Annotated in this window: 10 protein-coding genes and 1 tRNA gene; 6 read left to right on the plus strand and 5 right to left on the minus strand. The window is 32.0% G+C overall.

Annotated elements, in window-relative coordinates; genetic code table 11:
* Window positions 1–7 precede the first annotated feature (7 nt).
* Window positions 8–1,360, minus strand: a complete 1,353-nt coding sequence (gene trhO, locus OEA66_RS07250; RefSeq protein ID WP_267280738.1) for an oxygen-dependent tRNA uridine(34) hydroxylase TrhO — start codon at window positions 1,358–1,360, stop codon at window positions 8–10.
* A 333-nt stretch (window positions 1,361–1,693) separates the two neighbouring features.
* On the opposite strand from trhO, the gene OEA66_RS07255 reads away from it, so the two are divergent.
* The gene (locus OEA66_RS07255) at window positions 1,694–3,217 is read left to right on the plus strand and encodes a trypsin-like peptidase domain-containing protein (protein WP_267280739.1); all 1,524 of its coding nucleotides are present in this window, start codon (window positions 1,694–1,696) and stop codon (window positions 3,215–3,217) included.
* Between the two features lie 70 nt (window positions 3,218–3,287).
* Here the strand turns inward: OEA66_RS07255 and OEA66_RS07260 are convergent, their stop codons facing one another.
* The 3 genes from OEA66_RS07260 to OEA66_RS07270 are packed head-to-tail and all read right to left on the minus strand — an operon-like array spanning window position 3,288 to window position 6,769.
* On the minus strand, window positions 3,288–3,740 hold the full coding sequence (locus tag OEA66_RS07260) for a hypothetical protein (protein ID WP_267280740.1): 453 nt from the start codon (window positions 3,738–3,740) through the stop codon (window positions 3,288–3,290).
* Window positions 3,740–4,120, minus strand: coding sequence for a RidA family protein (locus OEA66_RS07265; RefSeq protein ID WP_089754687.1), 381 nt, complete (start codon window positions 4,118–4,120; stop codon window positions 3,740–3,742). The genes OEA66_RS07260 and OEA66_RS07265 overlap by 1 nt, the downstream gene beginning before the upstream one ends.
* 60 nt (window positions 4,121–4,180) lie before the next feature.
* The gene (locus tag OEA66_RS07270; RefSeq protein ID WP_267280741.1) at window positions 4,181–6,769 is read right to left on the minus strand and encodes a putative LPS assembly protein LptD; all 2,589 of its coding nucleotides are present in this window, start codon (window positions 6,767–6,769) and stop codon (window positions 4,181–4,183) included.
* A 52-nt stretch (window positions 6,770–6,821) separates the two neighbouring features.
* Here OEA66_RS07270 and OEA66_RS07275 point away from each other — a divergent pair, with 52 nt between their 5' ends.
* From OEA66_RS07275 to OEA66_RS07290, 5 genes are all read left to right on the plus strand, one after another.
* Complete coding sequence (locus tag OEA66_RS07275; RefSeq protein WP_267280781.1) at window positions 6,822–8,114, plus strand: N-acetylmuramoyl-L-alanine amidase family protein; 1,293 nt, start codon at window positions 6,822–6,824, stop codon at window positions 8,112–8,114.
* Between the two features lie 55 nt (window positions 8,115–8,169).
* Window positions 8,170–8,244 (plus strand) — tRNA-Glu (locus OEA66_RS07280).
* A 176-nt stretch (window positions 8,245–8,420) separates the two neighbouring features.
* Window positions 8,421–9,497, plus strand: a complete 1,077-nt coding sequence (locus OEA66_RS07285; protein WP_267280742.1) for a tyrosine-type recombinase/integrase — start codon at window positions 8,421–8,423, stop codon at window positions 9,495–9,497.
* A gap of 190 nt (window positions 9,498–9,687) precedes the next feature.
* Complete coding sequence (locus tag OEA66_RS20510) at window positions 9,688–9,903, plus strand: helix-turn-helix domain-containing protein (protein ID WP_375379294.1); 216 nt, start codon at window positions 9,688–9,690, stop codon at window positions 9,901–9,903.
* A 441-nt stretch (window positions 9,904–10,344) separates the two neighbouring features.
* Window positions 10,345–11,289 (plus strand): hypothetical protein, encoded by a 945-nt coding sequence (locus tag OEA66_RS07290; RefSeq protein ID WP_267280743.1) that lies wholly within the window; start codon window positions 10,345–10,347, stop codon window positions 11,287–11,289.
* A gap of 987 nt (window positions 11,290–12,276) precedes the next feature.
* On the opposite strand, the gene OEA66_RS07295 is transcribed toward OEA66_RS07290, so the two are convergent.
* Window positions 12,277–12,564, minus strand: a complete 288-nt coding sequence (locus OEA66_RS07295; protein ID WP_267280744.1) for a hypothetical protein — start codon at window positions 12,562–12,564, stop codon at window positions 12,277–12,279.
* Window positions 12,565–12,566 lie beyond the last annotated feature (2 nt).

A 12,566-nucleotide genomic window follows, 5' to 3' on the forward strand; every position in this document is an offset into this window, starting at 1 on the left:
TTTAATCCTAAAGAATTTTATACATTTTATCCGACAAACGAACTCTAAAAGGAATCTCAAATGTAATTTGATCACCGATATTTGCAGTTTCCACGGTAGTTCTGTTTACATGAAGTTCAGTAATTGTTAATTCTTGCTCTCCCGTCGTTGGTCCTGAAATTAAAACTTTATCACCCACAGAAAGTTCTTTATTTTCAATTAGAAACTGTCCTATTTTAGATTTTGTGTAATAATGTTCAACTTTTCCAACCAAAACTTTCTTAATCTTAATTTTCTGACGAATATCTTTTGTTTCAGCTTTAGCAAGAGTCTCTGTTGATAAATCTCCCGAATTTTTAAAAGTTAAAGCATCAGATTTACCTTTTCTGAATACTTTATTCCCAACTTTCAAGCCTTTCCTTAATCTCAACTGTTCTTCAACAGGTAAATGCGTGATTTCTAAACATTCTGTTGAACACGTATTTTCCATCGCAGCTTTACAATCATCACATTGTATAAACAAAAGGTGACACGCATCATTTGCACAGTTTGTATGATTATCGCAGGGTTTTCCGCATTGGTGACACTTTGAAATAATATCATCGGTAATTCTTTCGCCTAAACGGTGATCGAAGACAAAGTTTTTTCCGATAAATTTACTTTCAATTTTTTCTTCTTTAATTTGACGGGTATATTCAATAATTCCGCCTTCTAACTGGAAAACATTTTTAAAACCCTGATGTTTAAAATAAGCACTTGCTTTTTCACACCGAATCCCACCGGTGCAATACATCAAAAGATTTTTATCTTCTTTAAAATCCTGTAATTGCTCATTGATAATCGGCAAACTTTCTCTGAAGTTTTCAACGTCCGGAGTGATTGCTCCTTCAAAATGCCCAACTTCACTTTCGTAATGATTTCTGAAATCTACTACAATTGTATTTGGATCTTCCAACATATTGTTGAACTCCTGAGCTTTTAAATGAATTCCTTTATTGGTTACATCAAAAGTTTCGTCATTCAAACCATCGGCGACAATTTTGTTTCTAACCTTAATCGTTAATTTTAAAAAAGAGTGATTATCATGTTCAACAGCCACATTCAAACGAATACCTTTCATAAAATCATAAACTTCCAAAGTCTCACGGAAAGCTTCAAAATTTTCTGCAGGAATACTCATTTGAGCATTAATACCTTCTTTGGCAACATAAATACGGCCGAGTGCATCAAGTGCATTCCAGGCTATAAATAAATCGTCACGAAATTTTTGGGGATCTGAAAGATTGGTATACGCATAGAAAGACAATGTAAGACGTTCCTTACCAGCTTCATCAATAAGTTGAGCTCTTTCTTCTGCGCTTAAGGTGTTGTACAGTTGCATGCTATAAACGGTTTAAGTGAGAAAAATAATTTTTGCAAAGATAAGCAAATTTTAAAATGACTTTAGCATGACATAAAGCACATTTTGACACTTCTTTCAATCATAAATTTAACCTTTTGGCACTTTATATCATCTATAACTATGACATTTTGTCTTTAATAATTTTTTAAGCAGTGTTAAACTAACAGCAAAATTATTACATAAACTATAAAATGGTATAATTGTCGTTAAATTTTAGTTAAAAGTGAAACACTTAAGAGTATTTACATACCTATTTAGCATTAAATTTGTGTAAGATAAAAACAACAATTAAACAAACAAAGAAGACATACAATGAAGAGTACATTTAAAAAACTATTACCATTTGCCGTAGTTGGAGTGCTTTCAGGAGCAACAACAGTCGGTGTACAACAATACTTAGGTCACGATTCTAATAGCGGAGACCAATCTTATTTTACAAAATCGAATAATGCATCTTTTGTTGGCATGAATACGGCCAATGTTGGAGACGATTTTGTAAAAGCATCGAAAACAACTGTTCCAGCGGTTGTAACAATTAAAAATTATCAAAACAGGGCAACAAGCAGAGCTTCAGAACAGGATTTATTTGAGCATTTCTTTGGAAATCCTTTCGGAGACAGAGGCCAGCAAAGACAACAACAGCAATCACCGGACAATATGCCTTCAGGTTTAGGTTCAGGAGTAATTATTTCGCCGGATGGATATATCATTTCAAACAATCATGTTGTTGCAGGAGCGAATAAGCTTGAAGTCGTTTTAAGCAACAAAAAATCTTACATCGCAACTTTAGTGGGAACTGATCCCAATACAGACATATCCTTACTAAAAATCGAAGAAAAAGGATTGCCATTTTTAAATTTTGCAAATTCAGATAATATTGAAGTGGGACAATGGGTTTTAGCAGTGGGTAATCCATTGGGATTAAATTCTACGGTAACGGCTGGAATTATTTCTGCGAAAGGAAGAGGTATAGGAATTTTGAGTGGACAAGGAAAAGCAGCCAACCCGATTGAAAGTTTTATACAAACAGATGCTGCCATTAACCCAGGAAACTCCGGAGGAGCTTTGGTAAACGTAAATGGAGACTTAATTGGAATTAACTCTGCGATTTCTTCTACAAACGGATATTACCAAGGATATGGTTTTGCGGTTCCAGCGAATTTGGCGAGAAAAATTATTGAAGATATTAAGAAATTTGGTATCGTACAAAGAGGTTTCTTGGGTGTAACATCTATCGATTTATCAAACGATCAATTGGTTGCAGCTTACAATAAAGATAAAAAAACAAATCTTAAACCAGGATCCGGAGTTTACGTTACAGGATTCTCTGCAAGTAGCGGAGCTGAAGATGCAGGTCTGAAAATTGGTGATATTATTACAAAAGTAGACGGTGTAGAAATTACAGATTTTGCAGATTTATCAATCTCAATCGGAAGTAAAAGACCGGGAGATAAAGTTCAGTTAACTTATTCTAGAAATGGTAAAGAAACTTTAACAACAGTAACTTTAAAAGATCAAAAAGGTGGAACCTCAGCAAGAACAAAAGCTGATTTAAGCGTCACTGAAAAAATTGGAGCTGAATTCCAAAGTTTGGATGACAGAACAAAATCTTACTATGGTCTTACCAGCGGAATTGTTGCTAAAAACGTTATCGAAGGAAGCGAAATGGCAAAAGCCGGAATTGTAGACAACTACATTATTACAGACATCAATGGAAAACCTGTTAATTCTCAGAAAGATGTAGAAAATATCTTAGGTAAATTTTCAGGAACTGTTCAGATAAAATATATGGACGACTACGGTAGAAATTATACAAGAGGATTTAAAATGCCTTAAACAATAATTAAAACAAACGAAAAACGCTGCAAAAATCTGCAGCGTTTTTTTTATTTTCTGAAATGAAGTTTTATTTCTTATTCATTTTCTCAGCAATTCTTTTCTTTTTATTTCTTTCATAAATTACCTCAACGATTTTTCCACCCATCCAAGCAAATGGAAAAAAGACAAGGAAAATAGAAATTTTATAAAATGTAGGATGATATGGAAGAATAATTACATCAAGCATTGCAATAAACAGCATGATGAAACCAATAAGAATTGCATAAGCTACCTTTGCATATTTTACAATCATGGCGGTAACAACACCTCCAACAGTAGTTCCCAACCCTGAAATAAACAGTAAAAAACCAAAGAACGCATCGTTATTTCTCATGCTTTCTAAAAATCTCTGCCAATGCTCAAAAGGAGCGAATGCTTCAAAGGTAACCCACTTAGGAAATGCTCTTATACCAAGCGTAATAATAAGCCCTGCAATCGCAAGACCTACCAAAACAGCAAATGTATTTCTTATAAAACTCATTAATCCTGATGTGCAATCATAGAAATTTCAATGTCAACATTCTTTGGCAAACAAGAAACCTGTACCGTTTCACGAGCCGGGAAGCTTTCTGCATCAAGATAAGATGCATAAATATCATTCATTACCGCAAAATCATCCATACTCTTTAGGAAAATACTGGCTTTTACAACATTTTTAAATGTCATCCCTGCTTCAGTAAGAATCGCCTCAAGATTTTTCATTACCTGATGTGTTTCTTTTTCAATTCCTTCTACTAACTTACCTGTTGCAGGATCTACAGGAATTTGTCCTGAAATATACAAAACCCCGTTTGCAAGATTTGCCTGAGAATAAGGTCCGATTGCTGCAGGAGCATTCACTGTATTGATTATTTTTTTCATGTATAGATTTATTTATTTTGGGTGCAAAGATAAAATTTAAATTGTAAAATCAGTATGACTTTAGAAAGGAGCATTAGGTTGGGTGAAACTTCTGTCTTTATACTTTAATGCATCACTTAAGATATTTGCTTTAATTCCGATAAAGAAATCATACACTTTGTACTGTCCGAAAGGAACCCAGTTGAAATTTATCGTAAAACTTCGCTGATCTCTCGAGAAACCGATTCTAGTATATGCCAATTCTTTTGAAACCATATCGTAATGCGTACTTCCGTTGATATTCCAGTAAGGAGTTAACTTAAGACTTCCATCTAAGCCAATTGAAGCCATTTTCGTGGCCGTTCTCGAAAGATTTCGGGAATATTGGTAATTTGCATTCACATTTAAAGTCCAGGCTTGCTCAAAGTGAGCATAATTATCATCATCAAAGAAATAATTTTCATTTCGAATTTCTCCTTTTTGAGAATATACTTTAGAGTAGTCCTTTTTCTCACCAAATAATTCATTGCTTAAAGGATAAGAAACCTGCATATTGAAACCTTGCACACTGAAAGAACCAAAATCCTCAGTTCTGATTCCGGTATCTGATCCCGGAGCAAACAAAATTTTGTACGGATCTATCGTTAAACTCGTATTAACGCTTAATTTATTATCAAAGAAAGAAGATTGTCCGTTCACAGAAATAATTGACCAAGGGTGATCTTTTGCAGCAAAATTATAGTTTCCACTGATGTTTAAAGATTCAAACAATTTCATTTTTTTCACGCCGGTAGAATCGCTTTTAGATTTTACCTTCATCTCGACGTTATTCCCGATGCTATAGCTTAATGCTCCAACCATACCTGTAGAAGGTGACCCAACAATTCCCTGATCAAAAATAGAATATGGAGTTAAAGCACCATTTGCATTATAATAATTTCGGGTGTAACCAAACTGAGAACCTCCAAAATCCGGTGAATAGGTGAAACCAATACTTGGCGTAACCATGTGTCTGATTGCTTCAATCGTAGATCCTTTTTTGAAGTTCAGCATTCCATAAAGCTGAGTCTGCACACTTGCTGTGGTAGAAAAAGTACTGTAGCCTGCGATTTTTTTATTAAACTGATCAACCTCAATATTGATAATCGGGTCATAATATTTGGTAAGCGTTTTTGTCGTTAAAGCATTATCAATTGTTGCTCCTAAACTAAACGTAAAATATTTAGCAAATGTAGCATTGGTTCCTAAAGCGATATTATTTTTCAAACCTGTCTGCAATTTATCCCACATGGCATCAGTAAACATCTCACCAGACTCTGTAACCACAGAATTTGTTAAATTTAAACCTGTATTAACAGTAATATTTTCTAGCAAACCAGATCTTACACCTGTTTTAGATTTAAATAAATAAAACTGATTGATAGCTACGTTCATTTGAGGCAAACGCAAACTTGCACTTCCATCTGCAAAATTCTGAGAATATGAAGCTGTACTGGTAATCGTTGCAGGAAGCTTTAAAAATCTTTTAGTTAATGAAAGCGTTGAGTTTTGTTGCGTTCTCAAGACACTTTGATCCATAATAAAGTTATTATTGACTGTATTATTGTAAAACGAAGTACTCGTCATATCCACAGAAGCAGAAAACGTAAGAAAAGGATTTGCTTTTGCATCCTGAGTATGCCTCCAAGCAATTCTGTACGTACCTGTTTTTGAATAATTACTCAAACCTTTAATTCCACGAACGGTACTTCCAATATCTGCTGAAAAGTTACCCGTATATCTGTATTTTTTAAGATAGTTTACTTCCGGCCGTAAATTCCAGCTTCCTTTTGTATACACATCTGCAAGAACTTTAAGGTCGAAATGCTCTCCGATCGGTTGATAATAACCAATTCCATTCAGGAAGAAACCAACATCTTCTCTTTCCCCAAAACTAGGAATCAAAATACCCGCAGATCTTTTACTTGAAAAAGGCAAGATCGCAAACGGCATCACTAAAGGTGTGGGAACATCTTCAATATACATTTGAGCAGGACCTACAATTAAAGTTGAACTCTCCTTCCCTTTCTGCATTTTAATATAAGATGCTAAAAGGTGATAATCGGGTCTTGTATCTTTTTTGGAGATGTAATACGTATCTGTTGTAAATTCTGCGTGACGCATTACAAAAACAGAATCGTTATATTTTTTTGTTTTATCAGCTACAATTAAACCTTCGCTTTCTTCAGTTCTTGCATTATAAGCAATTGCTTCTCTGGTTTTTGTATTATAGCTAAAGCTTTCTACTTCATATTTTTTTCCACCCTGATTTACCTGAGCCCACTCAAATACTTTGCCTAAAGAATCTAGCTTTCCGCGGGCAAAAAATATGTTTCGCTCTTCATCAATTGAGATATAATCTGCATCAATCTGCATATCCTGATATTTTACCTGAGCATTTTTGTTCAGATAAATCATTTTTTTCGGAACATCTCTACGAATATCATCAGCTTTATAGTCTAAAACATCCTCCAGAGATTCTTTTGCTGCAACTGTGGTATCCTTTTTGGAAATGGTATCATTAATTATCGTAGCTTTAATTGGTCTTTTAGGACTTTCCTGTGCTAAAAAACTGTTAAAAATTAGGATAATTAAAATTTGTAATATATTTTTGAAGACGGTTTTGTCCAATTTTATTCTGTATAATTTGGCTCAAAATTAATATAATTTTTATAACTGTATGATGTACAAACCAAATTTTAAAATAATTTTAGCATTTCTCCTGATATTCTCTTCCACATTTATTTTAGCTCAAAAAAAATTCACTGTAGTTTTAGATGCTGGACATGGAGGAAGCGATAACGGAGCCAACCGAAATTATCCGGATCTCGGTCTTGTTCAGGAGAAGTATGTTACCTTGGGAATTGTTCTTAAATTGGGAGCAATGCTTGAGAAAAATAAAGATTTTAAAGTAATCTACACAAGAAAAATTGACGAATACCCTTCATTAACCGACAGAACAAATACTGCAAACAGAAGTAAAGCAGATTTATTTATTTCGGTGCACGTTAATTCTTCGCCAAGCAGATCTGCAACAGCAAGAGGTACGGAAACTTTTGTACAGGGGCCGGCTCAAAACAGAGAAAATCTTGAAGTCGCAAAACAGGAAAACAGCGTAATTTATCTTGATGAAAAAGATAAAGAAACTTTCGCTTCTTACGACGCCTCTTCTCCCGAATCTTTAATTGCTTTAAAACTTCAGCAAAGTAAATACCTTGAAAACAGCTTAATCGTTGGAAGTTTCGTAGAAGGAAATTTTGAAAAAAGCGGTCGTTTTTCGAGAGGTGTAAAGCAGGAAAACCTTCACATTTTGAGAAGAAGTGCGATGCCTTCAGTTTTAATTGAGACAGGATTTGTAAATAATTATGATGATGCAGCTTTCCTAAATTCAGAAAAAGGGCAAGAAGAGACCGCTGAAAACATTTACAAAGCTATTATTGACTATAAAAAGGCGGTTGACAGAAAAGCAGGAACACCTCAAATTGTTAAAAAACCTGAGCCTGAAAAACCTACAGAGGTTGCACTGAAAAACGATTTCAGAATTTTATTGATGACAATGCCAGTAAAATATAACGATGGAGATCCCGAATTGAGAGGTTTAAACTATATTTTACCCATCAAAGAAAATGGATTATACAAATACTATTACGGTGTTACAAACATGGCTTCTGTGAAAGATATTAATTTAAAAACAGCCAAAGATGCTGGTTTCAGAAATTCTTATGCAGTAGGATTTATGCCAAATCAAAAACTGAGCATCGGATATTATAATATTGAAGTGTATGTAGGAAAAGATAAATTGAGCGCCAATTCGTTTATTCTTCAGACATTGAAAGATGTGGAAAGAAACAAATCAAACGGAATGTTCTACTACACCTACGGAAAAGTTTACACATTGGAAGATGCTGTAAAACTTCAGAAAGAGCTGGAAGGTAAGGGAATAAAAAATACCGTTATTCAGAAGAATTTTAAATAAACCTTGTGATTTTGAAGTTTAAAAGTTTATCAATACTTTTGCAAACTCAAAATTTGGTCTATTCGTCTAGTGGTTAGGACTCAAGGTTTTCATCCTTGCAACAGGAGTTCGATTCTCCTATAGACTACCATATGGTAAGTTACGAATCTTTTCACAAACCCTTCAAAAGCCCTATCAATAGGGCTTTTGTCGTTTTTATACTTTAGTTTATTTGACATCATTTTATATTATTTTATAAAATTTTGTCTCCGGTTTGTCCCTGATTTGTTTCTTAATATCCATCTAAACTAATTTAAAATTTCGGCAATGTCGGTAACACTTAGAACAAAAAAATTACAGAACGGAGCATTTTCATATTATTTAGATATATATCTAAACGGAATACGCACGAAAGAAACACTTTTCAAAGTTTGCACTTTTGATGACAAAATTGAAAAAAAACTTTTAGCTGAAAAGATAAGAAATCAAAGAGCGGTAGAAGTAGATTATCAAGGTACAGATTTTACACCTTCATATAAGAAAAATATTCAGGTACTTGCCTATTGCAAAAAATATACTGATGACTATACAAAAGCAGACAAAAGAGTAATTGAATGCTCAATCAAAAAATTTGCTGATTTCTTATCTTTTAAAAGAATTCGTCCAACTATTACATTTAAAGAACTTCATGAGAAAACCGTCAGAGATTTTGCGGATTTCTTAAATTATGATGCCGGACTTTCTGGTACTACCCCAATTGGATATTTTAAAAAATTTAAGATGATACTTACCGAAGCTAGAGCAGAAAAACTTTTAGACAGTAGCTTTCTATCAGGATATAGATTTAGAAGGAGATCTACTGATACAGAAAAAGAAGTGCCGAAGAATATTTTAACTGAAGAGGAGATCAATATGCTTTGGGATACAGAATGTTTAAATGAAGAAATAAAAAAGGCATTTCTATATTCATGTTACACAGGTTTGGGACTTGCTGAAATAGCAATTTTAAAATGGAAAAGTATTAAAGAGAATATGCTTGACACAAATAGAAAAAAGAACAATAGAAGAATTCATAATATGATAAGTCCAAGGATGATGGCTGCTCTAGGAGAAAGAAAAAATGATAATGAACTTGTATTTAATTTGATTAGCAAAAAAACTAAAAAAATATACACCACAAACGGTGTAAATGCGCTACTAAAAAAATTTATTGAGAATGCTGGAATCAAAAAGCACATTACCTTCTACTGCGGCAGACACACCTTTGCTGTAAGATTGCTTATTAACAATACAAATTTAAAGACAGTTGCGGATGCAATGGGACATAGCAATACTACAACTACGAACAAATATCTTAATAATATTGACTTTATAAAACATATTGCAACAGGATCACTTGCTTAATGTGGATAACTTTTAAAATTGCAAAAAACCACTCACAGGTATCTAAATGTAAAAAATACAGTAGAAAGTAAAAATTACATAAATAAAGATACTTTTATCTACTTTGACTTATTCTTATTTTTGATGTGTTAAACAACTCATAATCAACAAAGATGAAAGAGTAAATTTTACACACACTATGAAAGAGATAATGTCTATACAGGATGTAGCAGAATACACAGGATGGCAGGTTAGTTACTTATATCAACTAACTAGTAAAAGGATAATTCCTTTTTATAAGCCAAGAAATGGAAAACTATTTTTTAGACGAAGTGAAATCAATGAATTTCTTTTCTCTAGCAAGAAAAAAACGATAAAACAATTAGAACTGGATGCAACAAATTTTAATTACAAAAATTCAATATAAGTGGATAATTTTATATTTATGCATTGTTTGCAATTACAAGATGCCATTCATAAAATTGTTGGTGAATTAAGATTGAAGGTTAAAGATTATAATTCTTTGATAATTTTAGAAGACTTTTTAACCAATCAGTCCTTCTTTAAAAAAAATGTTTTCGTTCTACTATTCAAAATAGTTGATAAAGGATTAAATGAGACCAGAAGGAATAGTCACATAAGTGACATTAATCAAGAGACATTCTTTCCGGAGACACTTCCAAGAAATCATTTATTTTTTTAATTTCATATTTCTCAACAATTATTATGTATCGTACTAAATTTCAATATGAGCATTCACACTTACATTTCGGAGTAATAATGATTTGCTAAAAACACTCTATTTTTAGCTACTACTAATCATACAAAGTATCTTATTCTATATATCAAGTACCCAATTTTAAAATAAATGTTACTTAGCATTGACCACACTCTAATATCTACTCAAAATGTAGATATTATTTATCTATGCCTTCAAAGCATTAATAAAAACAAAAAATTCAATCAGATAAAAACCAAGAAAGAATGGAAAGGTTACATAATTTTTCATAACATCGACGGTATTACAGCGTATTTTCGTGTTAACAGATTTAAACAATCTGATCGTTTATGTATTGCATTTAGCCCACATAAATTATATAATAAAGGCGTACACAATGCTAACAATATTTCATTTTTCAAGTTGCAGCAATGCATGATTTCTACTTTATGGAATTTGGGCTTAGGCAAAGATAAAATCCCGTACTTTAAAATTTCATCAATTGAATTGGGTGTAAATTTTGAAGTCATGAGAGATCCTTATTTTATTCTAGATTCAGCAATTATGATAGGAACTTACTTTTTTGAGAACACAGAATATAAGCACTATAAAGTAGCACACAATACAAATCACAAATATTTAAAACATAAACTTTATATTAAATCCGAACAAATTGTTACAAGTAAACAAAGAAATTTTGCAGAACTTGGATATTGTTCAAAAAATATTATGAGATTTGAAGTAAAAATTGAGAGAACAGAAAAAATTAAATTTTTTGACTTTAAAAATCTGCAAAATTTATTTCTACCAACGACGGAAAACATTTTTAAACAATTTCTTGCAGAAAAATTTAAGACTATTTTCTTTTTTTCAATCAAATCTTTGGATAGGCGTAAACTTAAAAAGACTCCCCAGACAAGATTTTATCATCAAGCAGAAGTTCCCAAATACTGGAAAACATTAAGTGCAGCGCAACGAGGGAATAAAAGAAAATTTTATGATGCATTGCCCAAATCTTTTGACCTTAATATAGAAATGCAAAATTGCTTCCCTTTTAAAGATCATAAAATTCTTGATTTTCCGACCATCCTTTAATATTAATAATTTAGATATTTTTTCACTTTTAGATATTTGAAAACCAAATTTTTAATAAGCTTGTTATTATTGATATAGGAATATTAAGAATATTATCATGAAACAATGTTACCGTATTCACATTTAATAATAAATGGCCTTTTATTAATTTTTTTGAGCGTAATTAATATAATATGATGTTTCGGGAAGTTTTAATGGTGAAATATAGAAACAAATGTATGGATAAGCACATTTTAGACCTTTTTAATGCAAAATATTGGTGATTTAGTATATATCTCCCATATGATAGGATGTTTGTAAGATACGTGTATTGAACCAGCAGTTTGGCAGAGCCTCTACATCAAATATTTTTCTATAGTTACTAGCTGCCATAAGATTTAGATTCTGATAATCGCTCATTTAGTTTCGTTTTCGTCAGGAAAACGAAACCAGCAGAACAGCACACAAGCGCACAGGATCAAGCCCAATAAAATCGACTTTCAAATTTGAAAACGAAACCGCCAAAAGGAAAGGGGGGAGGGTAAAATTAAAAATTATTTGGATATATTTATTTTACTTAGCTTTATTAGGATACTAAGCCTAATACTTTATCACTTAGAATTTTAATATTGAAATATGTTTATACGAAAGTTAAAAGAATTGAAAACATTTTTATCATCAATTTTTTTATTAATTTTAATACAATAAACAGTAGCATTTGTGGGTCTTTTTTCTGATTTACTTTCGACACATCCATCCTATATTGCGACAGTGACTTTTTCTTCGTCTGTAACTAGATAAGTCCATTTAAAAACACACTCTTAAATCTAAAATATATTTTGATTTAGAGTTAAGGACCGATCGTCCATCAAAGAAGATTCCAATTATTCTTATTTTATGTCCTACGTGCAAAGCTCAGTTGAGCAAATTCAAATAAAATAATAACAATCATACTTCTATGATTTACAATAAAAAAACAACTCCTGCTTTGAAGTAGGAGTTGTTTTTTTATTGTTTTTTACTAGCCGCTAAATACACCCAATATAAAAAAAACAAAATATTTATTATTAATAAAATTTGATTTACTTTTTCATATAGAATGATTTTTTCCTTTTCTTTTTCTATATTGACTATATCTTTTTCATATTCTAATTTAGTAATTCTCCCTTGTTCATAAAAATATTCAGCATTTAATTCAGCGTCAGAAATACTGTATTTCGAAATAGCTTTAAAATTATAAAACTGATATATTGTAGCAATTAAAAGTACAATATTTATAATCTTGAGGATTTTCATGA

Origin of the sequence: Chryseobacterium luquanense (assembly GCF_026460945.1) — a bacterium.
Classification (GTDB): domain Bacteria; phylum Bacteroidota; class Bacteroidia; order Flavobacteriales; family Weeksellaceae; genus Chryseobacterium; species Chryseobacterium luquanense.